At 33.5% G+C, this 16,622-nt stretch carries 18 protein-coding genes; 4 read left to right on the top strand and 14 right to left on the bottom strand.

The genetic code is table 11. The annotated features are described in order from the left end of the window. Nucleotides 1-21: 21 nt before the first annotated feature. Nucleotides 22-1,650: an L-glutamate gamma-semialdehyde dehydrogenase gene (pruA, locus tag IE051_RS06635; protein ID WP_189360010.1), complete on the bottom strand. Its 1,629-nt coding sequence runs from the start codon at nucleotides 1,648-1,650 to the stop codon at nucleotides 22-24. A gap of 151 nt (nucleotides 1,651-1,801) precedes the next feature. On the opposite strand from pruA, the gene IE051_RS06630 reads away from it, so the two are divergent. Next, entirely contained in the window at nucleotides 1,802-2,527 is a 726-nt protein-coding gene (locus IE051_RS06630) for an NRDE family protein (RefSeq protein ID WP_189360009.1), read from the top strand. Beyond that, nucleotides 2,520-3,512 (top strand): DUF6695 family protein, encoded by a 993-nt coding sequence (locus IE051_RS06625; protein ID WP_189360008.1) that lies wholly within the window; start codon nucleotides 2,520-2,522, stop codon nucleotides 3,510-3,512. Before IE051_RS06630 ends, IE051_RS06625 begins: the two co-directional genes overlap by 8 nt. Before the next feature lie 122 nt (nucleotides 3,513-3,634). Here IE051_RS06625 and IE051_RS06620 read toward each other — a convergent pair whose 3' ends face one another. From IE051_RS06620 to rsfS, 10 genes are all read right to left on the bottom strand, one after another. After that, entirely contained in the window at nucleotides 3,635-4,195 is a 561-nt protein-coding gene (locus IE051_RS06620; protein ID WP_189360007.1) for a DinB family protein, read from the bottom strand. Between the two features lie 56 nt (nucleotides 4,196-4,251). After that, entirely contained in the window at nucleotides 4,252-4,788 is a 537-nt protein-coding gene (locus IE051_RS06615; protein ID WP_189360006.1) for a Crp/Fnr family transcriptional regulator, read from the bottom strand. Nucleotides 4,789-4,868: 80 nt separating this feature from the next. Continuing rightward, the gene (locus IE051_RS06610) at nucleotides 4,869-6,629 is read right to left on the bottom strand and encodes an APC family permease (RefSeq protein WP_189360005.1); all 1,761 of its coding nucleotides are present in this window, start codon (nucleotides 6,627-6,629) and stop codon (nucleotides 4,869-4,871) included. 204 nt (nucleotides 6,630-6,833) lie between these two features. Further along, the gene (locus IE051_RS06605; protein WP_189360004.1) at nucleotides 6,834-7,457 is read right to left on the bottom strand and encodes a hypothetical protein; all 624 of its coding nucleotides are present in this window, start codon (nucleotides 7,455-7,457) and stop codon (nucleotides 6,834-6,836) included. Nucleotides 7,458-7,744: 287 nt separating this feature from the next. Continuing rightward, complete coding sequence (locus IE051_RS06600) at nucleotides 7,745-8,011, bottom strand: acyl-CoA-binding protein (RefSeq protein ID WP_189360003.1); 267 nt, start codon at nucleotides 8,009-8,011, stop codon at nucleotides 7,745-7,747. Beyond that, a complete protein-coding gene (locus tag IE051_RS06595) occupies nucleotides 8,011-8,664 on the bottom strand; it encodes a phosphatidylserine decarboxylase family protein (RefSeq protein WP_189360002.1) in 654 nt (217 codons plus the stop codon). The genes IE051_RS06600 and IE051_RS06595 overlap by 1 nt, the downstream gene beginning before the upstream one ends. Next, on the bottom strand, nucleotides 8,654-9,475 hold the full coding sequence (locus IE051_RS06590) for a phosphatidate cytidylyltransferase (RefSeq protein WP_189360001.1): 822 nt from the start codon (nucleotides 9,473-9,475) through the stop codon (nucleotides 8,654-8,656). Before IE051_RS06590 ends, IE051_RS06595 begins: the two co-directional genes overlap by 11 nt. A 1-nt stretch (nucleotide 9,476) precedes the next feature. After that, complete coding sequence (locus tag IE051_RS06585; protein WP_189360000.1) at nucleotides 9,477-10,085, bottom strand: LUD domain-containing protein; 609 nt, start codon at nucleotides 10,083-10,085, stop codon at nucleotides 9,477-9,479. A 121-nt stretch (nucleotides 10,086-10,206) separates the two neighbouring features. Further along, nucleotides 10,207-12,171: an ATP-dependent zinc metalloprotease FtsH gene (gene ftsH / locus IE051_RS06580; RefSeq protein ID WP_189359999.1), complete on the bottom strand. Its 1,965-nt coding sequence runs from the start codon at nucleotides 12,169-12,171 to the stop codon at nucleotides 10,207-10,209. Between the two features lie 9 nt (nucleotides 12,172-12,180). Beyond that, on the bottom strand, nucleotides 12,181-12,552 hold the full coding sequence (gene rsfS / locus IE051_RS06575) for a ribosome silencing factor (protein WP_189359998.1): 372 nt from the start codon (nucleotides 12,550-12,552) through the stop codon (nucleotides 12,181-12,183). Nucleotides 12,553-12,646: 94 nt separating this feature from the next. On the opposite strand from rsfS, the gene IE051_RS06570 reads away from it, so the two are divergent. Further along, entirely contained in the window at nucleotides 12,647-13,378 is a 732-nt protein-coding gene (locus IE051_RS06570; RefSeq protein ID WP_189359997.1) for a biotin--[acetyl-CoA-carboxylase] ligase, read from the top strand. On the opposite strand, the gene IE051_RS06565 is transcribed toward IE051_RS06570, so the two are convergent. Together IE051_RS06565 and pyrE are read right to left on the bottom strand one after the other, a co-directional pair. Continuing rightward, entirely contained in the window at nucleotides 13,375-13,770 is a 396-nt protein-coding gene (locus IE051_RS06565) for an SRPBCC family protein (RefSeq protein ID WP_189359996.1), read from the bottom strand. The genes IE051_RS06570 and IE051_RS06565 overlap by 4 nt on opposite strands. A 67-nt stretch (nucleotides 13,771-13,837) precedes the next feature. After that, complete coding sequence (gene pyrE / locus IE051_RS06560) at nucleotides 13,838-14,482, bottom strand: orotate phosphoribosyltransferase (protein ID WP_189359995.1); 645 nt, start codon at nucleotides 14,480-14,482, stop codon at nucleotides 13,838-13,840. Between the two features lie 134 nt (nucleotides 14,483-14,616). Between pyrE and IE051_RS06555 the strand changes: the two genes are divergently transcribed. After that, nucleotides 14,617-15,198 (top strand): NUDIX hydrolase, encoded by a 582-nt coding sequence (locus IE051_RS06555; protein ID WP_189359994.1) that lies wholly within the window; start codon nucleotides 14,617-14,619, stop codon nucleotides 15,196-15,198. A 2-nt stretch (nucleotides 15,199-15,200) separates the two neighbouring features. Here the strand turns inward: IE051_RS06555 and IE051_RS06550 are convergent, their stop codons facing one another. Further along, the gene (locus IE051_RS06550) at nucleotides 15,201-16,382 is read right to left on the bottom strand and encodes a DUF418 domain-containing protein (protein WP_189359993.1); all 1,182 of its coding nucleotides are present in this window, start codon (nucleotides 16,380-16,382) and stop codon (nucleotides 15,201-15,203) included. Nucleotides 16,383-16,622: the final 240 nt, after the last annotated feature.

Below are 16,622 nucleotides of genomic sequence, written 5' to 3'. Positions count from 1 at the left end.
TTTTATTTTGAATATGATATTTTATTCTCCTAAAAATGGATAGCGGTAATCCGTAGGAGTAACAAATGTTTCTTTAATCATTCTTGGAGATACCCAGCGCAGTAAATTTTGAGCACTTCCCGCTTTATCATTCGTTCCAGATGCTCTAGCGCCACCAAATGGTTGTTGCCCTACAACAGCACCTGTAGGTTTATCATTAATATAGAAATTACCTGCACTATTTTGTAAAGCTTCTGTTGCTTGAGTAACCGCATATCTGTCTTTAGATAATATGGCACCAGTTAGTGCATATTCACTTGTTTCATCTACCAATTTCAGAGTTTCAGCATAGGCATCATCTTCATAAATATATATGGTAATAACAGGACCAAATAACTCCGTACACATGGTAGTGTATTTAGGGTTACTTGTTACTATAACTGTTGGCTCAATAAAATAACCTTTACTTTTATCATAATTACCCCCAACTATAATTTCAGCATCTGAATCTGTCTTCGCTGCATCAATATATTTCGCTAATTTATCAAATGAACCTTCATGTATTACCGCAGTAATGAAATTGCCCATATCTTCAGGAGATCCCATTTTAAATGAGTTAACATCTTTTATAACCTGAGCTTTGACATCAGCCCATAAGCTTTTTGGGATATAAGCTCTAGAGGCAGCGCTACATTTCTGACCTTGGAACTCAAAAGCTCCACGCACTATAGCTGTGGCTACTTGAATAGGGTTTGCAGATTTATGTGCAACAATGAAATCTTTTCCTCCAGTTTCTCCTACAATTTTTGGGTAGGTTTTATAATTATGTATATTATTTCCAATTTGTTTCCAAAGTTCTTTAAAAATAAATGTAGAACCTGTAAAGTGCAACCCTGAGAAATCAGGACTTGCCAAAACCGTATTGGTAATCATAACAGGGTCGCCAAAAACTACATTGATAACGCCGGGAGGTACACCAGCTTCTTCAAATACATCCATAATAACTTTAGCAGAGTACACCTGACTGTCACTAGGTTTCCAAACCACAACATTACCCATTAAAGCCATACATGCTGGTAAATTTCCAGCAATAGCTGTAAAGTTAAATGGAGTTACAGCATAAGTGAAACCTTCTAAAGGGCGATATTCTATTCTGTTCCAAGCATCACTCGTGCTTTCAGGTTGTTCCATATAAATGTCAGTCATAAACTGCACATTAAAACGTAAGAAATCTATAAACTCACAGGCAGCATCAATTTCTGCTTGATGAATCGTTTTAGATTGGGCTATCATAGTAGCAGCATTTATTTTAGCACGGTAAGGACCAGCTATCAGTTCTGCCGCTTTTAAAAATATACCTGCACGTTGCTCCCAAGGCATTTGACTCCATGTCTTTCTAGCCTCTAAAGCGGTTGCAATAGCATCGTCAATATGAGATTGCTCCGCAACATGGTATGTGCCAACAACGTGTTGGTGATCATGCGGTGGAGACATTGTTCTAGTATTTCCTGTAGTAATATGTTCGCCATTAATATATAATGGAACATCAATTGTACTATTAAACATTGTCTTGTATGCTTCTAAAACTGCAAGTCTTTCAGGCGAACCTGGAACATATGATTTTACGGGTTCGTTAACCGCTATTGGAACATTAAAAAAGCCTTTTCCCATGATATTAGGTTTTTTATTAAAAATTATTCAGTAAATATGCTGCAAATTTAAGAATTTTCAAATGATAAATTGAGTGAGACACTTCTTAAAAGCGCGTTAAATTTTATTTATTTTTTGTAAGTTGCTATGCGCTTTTTAGACTAGATGTTTTATGTGTACTCTTACTATAATTCCAAAAGAAAATAAAGGATTTGTTATAACTCAAAATCGCGATGAAGCTCCAGATAGAATGGCGCTTGCTCCCGATTATTACGAGGTGAATGGCACCAAAATGTTATTCCCAAAGGATCAATTGGCAGGTGGAACTTGGATTGGTATCAGCGAAAAAAATAGAGTAGTATGCGTGCTTAACGGAGGGTTTGATTTGCATCAAAGGAAATCAAGTTATAGAATGAGTAGAGGGGTGGTGGCAAATGATTTTATGCTTTCAGATGATATTGTAAATACAGTTAATAGCTATGACTTTAATGATATAGAACCTTTTACCATTGTGATTTCAGATTGGAATACGGATTTAAAATTTTATGAATTGGTATGGGATGGTGAGCAAAAGTTTTTTACGGATTTGCCATTGGAATCAAAAATATGGTCATCATCTACTTTGTATTCTACAGTTATGAAACAAGAGCGTAATGCTTGGTTTGAAGCCTTTAAATCTGAGAGTATATTGGATTCAGAAGCCTTATTAGGTTTTCATAAATCGGCAGGTCGGGGAAACGAAGATTATGGTGTGGTTATGGATCGGGGTTTTGTAAAAACAACAAGCATTACTCAAGTCGAAAAAGATCATGGTAACTTAAAGATGCGTTATGAGCATTTGGATAGTCATATAGTTACAACAAAAGTCTTCAATGTACCGGAAGTTGTAAATGAATAATACTGGAATAATTTTAACATTGGCCTATCCAGATACCGTTGTTATGGTATCTAAAGAATGGTTTTCGCCTTATTTAAAATATATAGGCATTGGCAAAAAGAATTACTTGCGGGCTGGTCATGCGGCTTTGGTTCTAATAGAAAAAGAAACGGGCGTTTTAGAATACTATGATTTTGGTCGTTATATAACTACGGAATCCACAGGGCGCGTACGAGGAAGAGATACAGATAATGAATTGCATTTTCCCATGCAGGCTAGTATGGCAGGCGATTCTATTGCAAACATCAATTCTATTTTGGAGTTTTTAGCAACCCATCCTAAACTAACACATGGTGAAGGGAAATTAGTGGCCTCAGTTTGTAATGCTGTTGATTATAATCTGGCAAGGTCATATATAACAGAAATGCAAAACATGCATTTTGTTCGTTATGCGGCTTTTATTAAAAATGCCAGTAATTGTGCTCGTTTTGTTACAGATACTTTGATTGCTTCCGTTACAAATGCTTCTATTAGAAAGAAACTCAAAAACTCAAAATGGTTTACACCAAGTACCATTGGGAATGTGTTAATAGCAGATACAGAACAGTATGTTTATGAAGTCACTGAGAATGGTATGATATCTCAATACACAGGTTCCAAGAACCGCGAAAACCTTCGTTGTTTTTTTGATAAATTAAGAAATCATGAGCCGTCTGTAGCAGGATCACTAGAGCCTAAGGCTGTTGCTGGTTTGGACGATAATGCGCAATGGCTTTCAGGAATTGGTTCTGGGGCTTGGTATGAGTTGTATGCCACGTCTAAGCAGTTTGAATATCGGTATAGACGAATTTCTCCTTATGGAAATATTGATGTGGATGCCATATTTATTTTAGAAAGTGACGGTTTCGATTATCATTCAACATTTAAAATTGTACATTATTCTAACTGTGCTTTTTTTCACGTTGAACAATCGGGAGAGATTTTTAGATTCAACCGAAAGTTGTAATGTTTTAATAGAATTTTATATAAGAATTCTTTTCAGGAGCATCTGCAGTAGGTTCAGTCGTGAAACCAAATAGTCCTATAGCAATCCCGACCCAAATAAAGACCTAATTTGCAAGTGCAGTATTATTTCGTTCTCACCGCATTTAATGTATTTAGGGCCTGTTTTACATGTCTTTCATTATGAAAAATGAGTACTCTAAAAGTGTCCCCTAATTTTAAGGTTATTAATTTTGAAATAGAAATAGCAGTTTTGGTTTTGTCAAGATTTACATGTTTTGATTTATTTAAAAGTGCAATTACCCGATGCTGTTGTTCTATAAATTTATCAATGGTAGCAATGTCGAGATTTGAATTTATTGGATTCATTGATTTAAACGTTTTCATTTTGTATAAATTCTTTTTGTAAGCTACTGACTTGCTAAAATATTTACCTAACCAATTACTTTTAAAGATAGTTGTACTCTGCTTGTAATACGTGTTTGTTATTTTTTCTGTTATTTCAGGAAGATAAAAATCGCCATACCGATTAAGGTGCTCAATACATTCTAATACACTCCAGCTTTCAGGATTTTGTCTCTCGTTTAGAATCGTAATAGGTTGTTGTTTTAATTGCTCGGCGCTATTTAAGTTTGCACGAGTGATTTCTAACAGGTCTTGTAAAAGTTCTTTAGTTGCTAATGCCATAGTATTTGTTTTAAGGCAAAGGTCAATAGATAATTCATTAAAAAGATTGATTGAAATTAAGATTTTTTAATTCTTGAAAGTGTTTCAGGGGTCATTCGTAAATACGAAGCAATATATTTATTAGGTATTTCTTGGAATAGTTGAGGGCTTCTGTCTAATACTCTATGATACCTTTCAATAGGAGAAGAGGTAAGTATATCTCGTTCTCTTTCCATTTGTTGTAAAACGAAACTTTCTAGAATATTTAACCAAATACTTTTGTGCGCTTCAGATGACTCAATAAAGGTTTTAAATTCTTTTTTACTGATGGATTTTACTATTGTTTTTTTAAGTGCTTGAATATAGAAGTCTGAAGGTTGTTCATTTAGGAACGAATCTAATGAGGCTATAAGATTGTTTTTATAGCCAAACCTGATGGTGTGTTCTTCGTATTCATCAATTACAAATATTCTTAAACTCCCCTGTACCACCAAATAGATATTTGTGTCAATACTACCTTTGACTTTTAAATATTCATTCCGCTCTAAGTGTATTACTTTTTGCCAAAGGTTTTCATCCTCTATTTTTTCAATTAATATATTAATGGGGTTCATAAATACGTTCAACTATTAGAAAGGATGTTTTAAGTTACAAGGAAAAGTCGTAAGAAGCTTTTTTTAGTGAATACATCATATTAGATAATTAATCTCACACCACCTAACTCTTCAATTTTATAAGGGAAGCTATTCCCCGGCGATCCTATAAACATAAAGTTAATGGGAATGTCCCAGTCTTTTGATAGCTTATGAATTAACTCAGGAGTGAAATCTTCATTAAGTTCTATAAGTTCAATTTTTATCTCTGGATATTCCCTATCCACCACGTCTATGTCGTTTTTAAATTGAGCAGGAACCTCAAAACCATGTTTTGTAGCCGTAACTATTTTTATTTTTTTGGTGTGCTCATTGTTTTTAATGTATAACATGACTTTGTTTAATGTTTCAACGTCATCATTTTTTGTGAAGTACACAAATTCTTGGGAATTGATATCATCAATAATAGAGATAATTTTTTTATCGGTATTTAGAACAAATCTTCTGAAAGGATCAAAAACGGAATGAATTAGTTTCAACAAGAACTTTAATAAAATGGTTCTGTTTAGCATTATTATTATCAAAATAATAGCAGGAATGAAATATTCTAAAAACACTGATAAATTACTAGGAACGCCCACTTTAGGTTGCATAATGAGGTTTCCAATCAACGCAATGATTACCGCAGTAATAGCTGTAATGATTGCGAACCAACTTGCTTTTTCAGGGCGAGGTAATCTATGCCGTTTTACTTTTAATAGAATATTACCTATTCCAAAAAGCGCCATTACGGATAGGAATGAAATTGTATAAACGCCAGCCAAAAGTTTTACATTGCCTTTGGTGATAAGTAAAACCGATATAGTAAGCAGCAGAAAAACAATAGTGATGCGGTAAGAACTTCCTTTTTTGTTTTTCTTTAGAAAAAATTGTGGTAAAATACGATCAAGGGCCATTCGTTCTAATAGTCCGGAAACACCAACAAAACTTGTGAGTACCGCTCCGCTTAAAACTAAAAATGCATCAATAGCAATGATAATAGCTAACCAGTTTCCGCCCACATGAGAGGCCATTTCAATTAATAAGGTGTTTTGGTAGGCCTCACTTTGCAATAAGGGCATGGCAAATAAGGATAGAGCAAACAAGGCCGCAAGGGGATTAATGATACTCACAATAATCCACATATTTTTTAGTGTTTTTGGAAATACACCGCGTTGTTGCTCTTCTACAAAGTTGGCAGAGCTTTCAAAGCCAGAAACGCCTAGCATTGAAGCTGCAAATCCAAGAAAAATGGCATTGCTAATACTGCCTCCCGTAACGGGCAGATGCCAGTTTTCAATAAATATGCTGATGCCATTATTAAAAAGATAGAAAGTGATAAATGCGCTTAGGATGGCAAAAGATGTTAAATGAAAAAGGAAAATCCCAATAGCCACTTTCGCTGACTCAGAAACGCCGCCAATGGTCAAAAGAGTGAAAAAGATTAATAAAATTATAGAAGAAATAATGATGGGTATCGCAGGAATTAAATGATGGAGGTAATGAATGGCTTCATTTGCAGAAATGACTGCGGTAGCCATATAGGATAATAAGGTTAAAGTAGCTGCAAAAGAGGCCACGGACTTACTGGTGGTATTTAAAAGTGCATTATAGGCACCGCCGTTTAAGGGCAATGCTCCAACTACTTCTCCATAAATTTTTCTAAATAGAAAAAGAACCAATGACACAATAAGAAGGGTAATCCAAGCATACTGACCTGCAAAAGCAATGGCCAGCGCCGATACATATAATACAGATGAGCTTATGTCATTGCCACATATGGCTGTTGAGGCAAGTGTAGATAGTTTTTTACTTTTTTTCATTATAATTTCTCAATGCTACTTTTAGTAGTAATACATTCTGTTGAGGTGATAATTATTTATTTGGGTATGGCATATACCTAACTATTAAACTTGTATGGACTTAAAGATAAGAAATAAAGTAAAATGGAGGTTAAGCGACGATTAAATCTCTAGGGAACTTCTTTAGCAAAAAGAGGTACGAATCCTACATGATATGCATGTGGTTTAGAATAAATATGTTTTTGCTTTACTGTAAATTTCATCAAATAATACTTCCGCATGTCCGCTTGGAAACTCATTTGTTATGTCTTCCATGGAAGGGTTTGATGGGTAAGAGCCAGAATCAAAAATGAGTTTTCTCCAGCTCCCTTGAGATTCCGTCATTATAACCCGCCAGTCATTTTGAAATGTTTGTTCCACAAATAAAGTTCGAGTAGTAGTAAATTTTGTTATCAATTCGAGGTTGTTGTTGAGTAATAAAAGCGTACAACCTCCAGTGCCACAAAAATATGAAGTCAAAAAGTTTATAAAAACTTCATTTTCTCCATCATTGTTTAAGTCTATTTTGTATAACTGAAATTTTCTTTGATTATCTGATATGATATTTAAATCCTCTTTGTTTAAAAATTGGGTGGATATGTAGATTTTTAATTTTTCTGCTAAGGCGTCGTCTACACTTTGTTTTGCGTAATCATCTACAGGCGTTTTGGGGTCTATAATTGGAACCTTTTCAACAGTCTCAGTATCTTGAGTAATTTTAATATGCTTGTTTTTTGAGTTGTCCTGCTTGCAGGAATAAAAAAATACTATTAGAAATATTACCGCAGTTTTTAATATGTTTTTAATCATATTCAAGATTTTTATATCGTTCAGAACCTTTCTGTATAAGATTAGTAGAACCTTAGCATGGAATACATGGTATGAATAAAATTTTTATTTTTTATTCATGTAATCCCAAAGTTATATGCTGTCGACATTTGTAACCTGTAAGTTACAAATTATTCAACACATACTAAATTTGGTTATGTAAATCGGATTTATAATGCGGCTAACACTATGAGTCTCTTTCGAGTACAGTAAAAGGGATTAACAATTATAGAGCATTGCTTGTAAAAAAACACCAAAAAGCCTGAGTCTTACTCTCTGTACAAGAAATAATTATTAACTAAATCAATATAAAATTGTTTCGCTTGATCTACATCCAGTCCTCTCGCCTGAAAAAGCGCATTTGTCTTAAACGCATTGATGATTGGCTTCTTACTTTTTGGCTTTCTGTAGTCGTTAGTGGCTTTTTTATAATAGGCATAAAGTTTTAAAAGCGTGTCCGCAGGAAAAGGTTCTTCATGTTTGTTAACCCGATCTACGGCCTCTTGAAATCTTATGTCTAAATCTTTATCGCTCATTAGCCTTTTTCAGCAATAACGGTTTCGCCACCACTCACTTTTTGATTTAATTTAACCTTTATTTTAGTGTCTAATGGTAAAAATAAATCTACTCTAGAACCAAATTTTATAAAGCCTGAGTCTTGACCTTGAATAGCTTTGTTGTTTAATTTGGCATAATTTACAATACGTTTAGCTAGGGCACCAGCTATTTGCCGATGTAAGACCTTACCGTAAGTTTCATTTTCTACAACAACAGTAGTACGTTCATTTTCTTCACTAGCTTTTGGGTGCCAAGCCACTAAATATTTTCCAGGATGGTATTTGCTGAAAATAACATTGCCACTAATAGGGTAGCGCGTAACATGCACATTTAATGGTGACATAAAAACGCTTACTTGTAAGCGCTTTTCTTTAAAATATTCTTTTTCAAATACTTCTTCAATTACTACAACTTTGCCATCAACCGGGGAGAGTACATGTTTGTCATCAATAACAGAATGACGTTTTGGATTTCTGAAAAACTGTAAAATTAAGATTAAGACTAGCAATAATCCAATCATGATTACAGTTCTAAGCCACGCTTGACCGATGTAAGTATCAGCCAAAAGAAAACAGCCCACAACGAATATGAGCGTAATGATAATAATTTTATGACCTTCTTTATGAAACATAATGTAGTATTCTTAAAAATAAATATATGAACGGCGCTGCAAATATAATGCTGTCTAAGCGGTCTAAAAGACCACCGTGTCCAGGCATAATAACACCACTATCTTTAACTTTTGCTTGTCTTTTAAATTTGGATTCTATTAAATCACCAATGGTTCCGAACACACTTATAATGATACTTAATATTAGCCAGTTAGTAAAACCCAAAGTTTCCGTAAAGGTAGCGATAAAATAGCTTGCAACGCATGAAAAGAATAGTCCACCAAGAAATCCTTCAACTGTTTTTTTTGGGGATATACTTTCAAAAAGCTTTTGTTTCCCAAAGTTTTTACCCACTAAATAAGCGAATGTATCGTTAACCCAAATCAAAATAAAAGCCCCTAATAATATCTGTGGATTATAGGCTTGGTAATAATTTGCAATCAATATTAAAAATACGAAAGCGCTTGATAAATAAAAAGTAGTAAGCAAAAATCGTTTGGTGCTGAACAATGGAATTGTTTTTTCAGAAAAAAGATCTTTAATTAAAAATAGATTTACAAAAATTGAAAGTACCATTAGGATTTGAATAGCTTCATTCAATCCCTGATCTGTATTTAAAACCGTTTGCCAATAACCAAAAATGCCAAATAGGAGGGTGAAAATTAGATAAGGAACGTAGCTTTTAAGCTGAATAAGTCTAAGGAATTCCCCCATACAAATTAATCCAAAAACAAAAAAAAGGCCAATAAGAGCCTGTTCAAAAAACAAGCAAACCACTAATAATGACACGTAAAGTAATCCAGAGAGTAATCGGGTAAGGGTTTCTTTCATCCTATAAGTCTTCTAGAAGCAGAAGGTAGAGATTTTTTGCGCTACTACCATAACTTAGAAAATCTTTTTCATTACCAGATTTAAAATGTTTTATGGTTGTAATATTGGTAGGTATTTTTTGTTTGTTTTTGGTTTTTATTCCTCTTAGTCCTTCTCCTATATTTTCAACAATTTGACTTGTAGTAGCAAACACAACCACATTAAAAGGTAATTCGGGAAGTTTCTTTTCAAAAATTTGTTTTGATGAAATTAATAATGAGCCATCATTAGCAATGAGGTTTTCACAGGTGGTTAAGAAAAAAGTTGAAGTATTTATGTTTTTAGTTGACAATAAATCACAGCTTTTAAATTTATCGTCGAGATTGGAATCTAATACTAAGACCTGCTCTTCAGACCACTCATTTTCTTCAATAATATGTCCTAGGTTTTCAAAGGCTTCATTTAAATTTTCGCAATACAAGAATTTACCGCCATTAGCTTTAAAGTTTATTGTAAACCTTTCATCTATTGGTAGTTTTATTTCTGGCATATATCTGCCTCTGTCATCAGATTTTAATTCCTCTTCAGATCGTTTAGATTTGGAACCAAAAAATTTTCTAAAAAGACTCATTTAATTATTTGCTATTAACCCAGACTATTATGTACTTTATCAAATATAAAAAATCTTAAATTAACCTTACGACTAATTTAAGATTTTTACTATAACCTTAACAAAACAAATAAGTTTCAGTCTATTCTTCCTCTTCGCTATTTGTTTTTTCTTTAGAATTAACCTTTTCCTCTTTTTCAAAAGGTCGTTTCCCAAATATTTTTTCGAGGTTATCTTTAAAAATCACCTCTTTTTCTAATAGAACTTCTGCAAGCTCTGTTAATTTATCTTTATGTTCTTCAAGTAAATTTATAGCCCGTTGATATTGTTCTTCAATAATATCAGATATTTCTTTGTCTATAAGTTCTGCTGTTTTCTCACTGTAGGGCTTTGTAAAACCATACTCACTTTGACCCGAATCATAATAAGTAAGATTACCAATCTTATCGCTTAAGCCATAAATGGTAACCATTGCTCTAGCTTGTTTAGTGACTTTTTCCAAGTCACTTAATGCTCCAGTTGAAATTTTGTTAAAGATTACTTTTTCTGCAGCACGACCACCAAGAGCAGCACACATTTCATCCAACATTTGTTCAGGGCGCACAATTAAACGCTCCTCTGGTAAATACCAGGCTGCACCTAAAGAACGACCACGTGGTACAATGGTAACTTTAACTAATGGGGCAGCATGTTCCAACATCCAACTTGTAACGGCATGTCCGGCTTCATGAAAGGCCACTGCTTTTTTCTCACTAGGCGTTATAATTTTATTTTTCTTTTCTAATCCACCAATGATACGGTCTACTGCATCAAGAAAGTCCTGTTTGTCAACTTCTTTTTTACCATTTCTAGCAGCAATTAAGGCAGCTTCATTACAAACATTGGCGATATCTGCTCCAGAAAAACCAGGTGTTTGTTTGGAAAGAAAATCTAAATCTAAATCTTTCGCTTTTTTCAGTGGTCTTAAATGAACTTCAAATATTTCTTCTCGTTCACGCACATCAGGAAGATCAACATAGATTTGTCTGTCAAAACGACCTGCACGCATAAGTGCTTTGTCAAGAATGTCTGCTCTGTTTGTTGCAGCAATCACAATAACGTTTGTATTGGTGCCAAAACCATCCATTTCAGTTAATAATTGGTTAAGGGTATTTTCACGTTCATCATTGCTACCAGACATGGCGTTTTTACCTCTAGCACGACCTATGGCATCTATCTCATCAATAAAAATAATAGATGGTGATTTTTCTTTGGCTTGCTTAAATAAATCTCTAACACGAGACGCGCCTACACCTACAAACATTTCCACAAAATCTGATCCTGATAGTGAAAAGAATGGTACTTTGGCTTCACCAGCTACTGCTTTTGCTAATAAGGTTTTACCTGTACCTGGAGGGCCTACAAGTAAAGCGCCTTTTGGAATTTTTCCACCAAGTGAAGTGTATTTTTCAGGGAATTTTAGGAAGTCTACTATTTCTTGTACTTCTTCTTTTGCCCCTTCTAATCCAGCAACATCTTTGAAACTTGTTTTTACTTCTGTATTTTGATCAAATAACTTGGCCTTTGATTTCCCTATATTAAAAATTTGACCACCAGCGCCTCCACCAGCACCACCAGACATACGTCTCATAATAAAAATCCAAACACCTATTAGAAGAATGAATGGCAAGATGCCCATGAGTAAGTTGCCCCAATCATTGGTTTCTGTATCAAAAGTGATAACAGGTTTGTCCGTTAAATCTTTTGTAGATTCATTTAATTTGTTTTCAAAATTCTGTAAATCACCAAATTCAAATCTATAGTTGGGTAATTTGGTTGCAGATGGTATAAAAGATTGAGGTTTTGAATTTTTGTGAATCTCTTTTGATTCAGCATCTTTAGTTAAAAATACTTTGGCAACCCGTGTGTTTTTAACAATATCAACGCGCTCAACGTCACCATCTTGCAAATATTTAAAAAAGTCGGATGGCGTAGTTAGGTTTCCATCTTGATAGCTTCCGCCACTAAACAGTTGAAACCCTAAAAACACAGCAATTAGAATACCGTATACCCAATAAGGACTAAATTTAGGTTTTTTGTCTTTTATATTTTTGTTTTCTTTTGCCATTTCAATGTTTTAGTAACTTGTTTCTATAATAGTGGTTTTTGCGTCTCCCCAAAGGCCTTCAATGTCATAAAATTCTCTAATATGTTTTTGAAATACATGAACAACAACATTGACATAATCAATTAACACCCACTCTGCATTATCTGCACCTTCGGTATGCCAAGGATTGTCTTTAAGCTCTTTGCTGACTTTTTTCTGTATGGAATTAACTATAGCGTTTACTTGCGTATTTGAAGTTCCTTCGCAAATAATAAAGTAATCACAAACTGTGTTTTCAATATCTCTTAAATCTAAAATATTTATTTCATTACCTTTAACATCTTCAATGCCACTAATTATTACTGATATTAATTCGTCTGCGTTAATTTTTTCTTTCGCCATTAAATTATTTAAATTTTGTGCAAAGTTATTATTTTTTTGGTTCTTTATACTTTAAATTAATCATAAGATTTAATAGAAAACCAATATATTCTGCATGCGTATAGTCAAACTTGATGCCACTGATTCTACAAATAGCTATTTACGACGTTTATATACTCAAGAGACACTATCGGATTTTACAGCTGTAGTTGCTCAGGTTCAAACTCAAGGACGTGGTCAATTGGGAACTATTTGGGAGTCTCAACCTTCTAAAAATCTGACTTTTAGTGTTTATAAGCGATTGGTTGGAGTACGTCCTAATGACTTTTTTTACGTCAGTATGACAGCGGCTTTAGCTTTAATGAAAACCTTAGAATTAATTTCAATACCTCGATTAAGTGTAAAATGGCCTAACGACATTATGTCAGCCAATAAGAAGATTTGTGGGATATTGATTGAAAATGTCATGAAACAAGGCGTGTTTGAGTCATCTATTATTGGTATAGGTCTCAATGTAAATCAGACTGACTTTGAGAAATTACCTCAAGCATCATCTTTAAAAAGGATTTCGGGTATCGATTATGATATGGACCAAATTACGGTTAGTATCATTCAGAATTTAAAGGTGACTTTTGAAAGATTAGAGCGCAACGAATTGAAATCTTTGAAAGAAGAATATGAATCTTATTTGTTTAGAAAAAATAAACCTTCAACATTTAAGGATGCTGAAGGTTCTATGTTTTCTGGTTTTATTAAAGGTGTTTCTAAATCGGGAAAATTACAAGTACTACTTGAAGATCAAGTAGTACAGCATTATGATTTGAAAGAAATAACGCTTTTGTATTAGATTGACGAAGGTATATTCGTAGCTAAAGTTTCAATAAATTTAGTGATAGGGCTTTTAATCATCATGGCCATCATGGGATTAAAATCACCTGAAAAACTTAATTGTACTTCGCTCGAATTATCATCTACCTGATTAATATGTCCTACAAGTGAGAAATCCAATTTTCCACCTGCTGCACCTAGTACTATTTTATTAGGAGGGATAACTTCCTTCTTTTTCAAAACAATTTCGGGCATACCTTTTAAGGCAAATATGAAGGTGTCCTCTGATAGTACTTCAAATTTACTAATATTCTCAGGCATTAAAGATTCGAAATTTTTTATATCAGCTAAAAAAGCACAAACATCTTCTGGAGATTTACCAACATTTATTTTTGGAGATTCTAAATTCATAGTATTGTTAAATTCTTGATTGTTATAAAGTTATACGAGTTTTGTGCTAAATTAAAGAAATTTGGCTTTAAATAGCATTCCATTCGCTGGGATTGGTATTCCATTCAGACAAAGTCTCTAATTCTTTTTGAGAAATATAGTTGGTATCAAGGGCTTGTTCTAAAAGATTATCGTAATTACTTAGGGTTTGTAGCATAATGCCTTCTTTTTTGAAGTTTTCGGCAGCCACATCAAATCCATAGGTAAATATAGCTACCATACCTTTTACGTTTATATTAGCTTCTTTTAATGCTTTTACAGCATTCAAACTACTTTTGCCTGTGCTAATTAAATCTTCCACAACAACAACGTTTTGTCCGCTTTCAATAAAGCCTTCAATTTGATTTTTACGTCCATGACCTTTGGCGTCAGGTCTAACATAAATAAAAGGCAAATCGAGATATTGAGCTACTAGCATGCCAATCCCAATCGCCCCTGTGGCTACACCCGCTATAACATCTGGTTTTCCATATTGTTTTTCAATATGGTTGGCCATAGTTTCTCGGATGTAATTACGTATTGGAGGAAAAGATAGTACAATACGGTTGTCACAATAAATTGGTGATTTCCAGCCAGAAGCCCAAGTGAAAGGTTCTTTGGGACTGAGCTTTATTGCATTAATTTGTAATAAAACTTCAGCTGTTTTTTTTGCGGTGTTTTTGTTAAAAATCATAGATGCAAAATTACATATAAATTTAATTTTAGAGAATGCCACTTAGTGATAAAAAAAAATATTTTTCAACAATGTTTTGGGTCTAGGTAAAAATCATATTTTTACCGTATTCAATTTTTTAATAGTGGTAAACTATGTATAAAGTTTTTGTTGGAGATAAGCCAATTGTTTTAACTGCAATAGTTGAGAAGGAAACTAACTTTAAGAATTATTTACTTAAAACAGTGAATATGGCTAAGGTTATAAAAAAACTTAATAATACTTCTTTAGAAGAAGTAAGGTTGATACATAAAAATGAAGACAAGCTCATTAAAAAATTTTTAAAAAAGTTGCCTTGTGTCATTGCAGGAGGAGGAAAAGTCTATAATGATAGCGGGGAAATATTGTTTATTTATAGAAATGATAAATGGGATTTGCCAAAAGGAAAGGCAGAACGAAAAGAAACTATTGAAGAAACAGCTATGCGTGAGGTGACCGAGGAAACAGGGGTTACTGGTCTGAGTATTAGCAAACCTTTAGATAGGACCTATCATATTTTCAAGCGTAATGGGCAATATAGAATTAAAGTGACGTATTGGTTCGAAATGAAAACAAGTTTTAATGGTAAATTACATGCTCAGGAGAATGAGGGTATTACCAAAGTGGCTTGGTTGAATAATGATCAAGCTCTGGCGGCTCTTGAAAATTCTTATGCCAATATAAAATTATTGATATAAATTCATTTAGTTTTTAGCCAAGTTAATTTGTGCCAGAGTTTTTCTAGTGGACCTTGTTTGAAGGTTTTTAGCCAGTATTTATAAATATACACCTGAATCACAAAAAGTAATATTCCGAGTAAAAAACTTTTGGTATGGCCTAATGATGGACCTAATCCTAGGCCGTATTCATAAAAAACGTAACTACCTACAATCGATTGAAAAACATAGGCGGTTAAACTCATTTTGCCGCAATGACGTAACCCGTTAGTTGATTTTTTGAATATGGTTGTTTTGTATAACAATAGAAAAACGGATATTAAAATGAAGGTAAAGGCTAAATTGCCATACATGTCAATTGCCTTAACAAGGGTGTCTTTATAAATTTTTTCAGTGATATTTGCTTTCATATTTAACTCTAGCATGTAAAGAGAAATAAAGGCTAGTATGGAAAGCATTAAAGTTTTTTTCCAAAACATTCTACTTTTTACTGAATCTCTGAAATAATTCTTTTTGCCTAGCCAATACCCTAAAACAAAAAGCCCAGCAGTTTGTAATAATCGACCAACCCCATACGCCCAAAGAAGAGCAACTTTGTGTCCGTACAGTGTATTGTTTTTTATTAACTCAAAAAACGAATCACTTAATTGTCCTTCTATTATGAAACCCCAATAACTACTCATTTGGGTTTGTGGTACCATGTATTCATTATCGAATAGATATACAAAATAATGTATCCATTCTATAGGTTGTAACAGAAAAAACAAGGAGGTAAAAAGTAATGCCTTTTCACGCCATTTTCTTACTAAAAAAAGGATGATGCCAACTATAGAATACATAAGTAGGACCTCACCAGGAAAGAAAAGTCCATTTATAAAAGCAAACCCAGCTAAAAGTACCATTCGCCATAAAAATCGGAATCCAAAGTCTTTGCCTAGGTTTTGTTGTTTAGCGAACATTAAACTAAATGTAAAACCAAATAAAACAGCAAAAATAGCATAGCCCTTTCCTCCAAAAATAAAAAACAAAGTGTCCCAAACACCTTCATCTAGGTTATTTAGCCAATCTGGTTGTGTGTTCTTGTCCGGAAATACGTAAAAGTTAAAGTGTTCAATACTATGTAAAAGCATAATACCCATAATAGCGAAGCCGCGTAAAGCATCAACAGCATTAATTCTTACTTTTTTTTCTGGTAATTTAGCCATCACATAATAGTTCCTCGGAGATAAAGTTAAAAATATGAAAAAGGAATGATAAAGATTAGTCTATATTTAGGATATAACGAGCACTAATTACCCGCAAGTCATTTAAGGATTATTATGTTTAGATTTATTTTAACTTACATGATTTTATATACAGGAATAAGCAATCTTTGATTTACAGTGATTGAATGTGTCATAATTTATATTACTTCTTCTTGCACGTCAATATATTAAACGTAAATT

The sequence above is a fragment of the Algibacter mikhailovii genome (assembly GCF_014651495.1).
Taxonomy (GTDB): Bacteria; Bacteroidota; Bacteroidia; order Flavobacteriales; family Flavobacteriaceae; genus Algibacter_E; species Algibacter_E mikhailovii.
The sequence above is the reverse complement of the archived record's forward strand: the minus strand, read 5'-3'. Positions and strand labels throughout refer to the sequence as shown.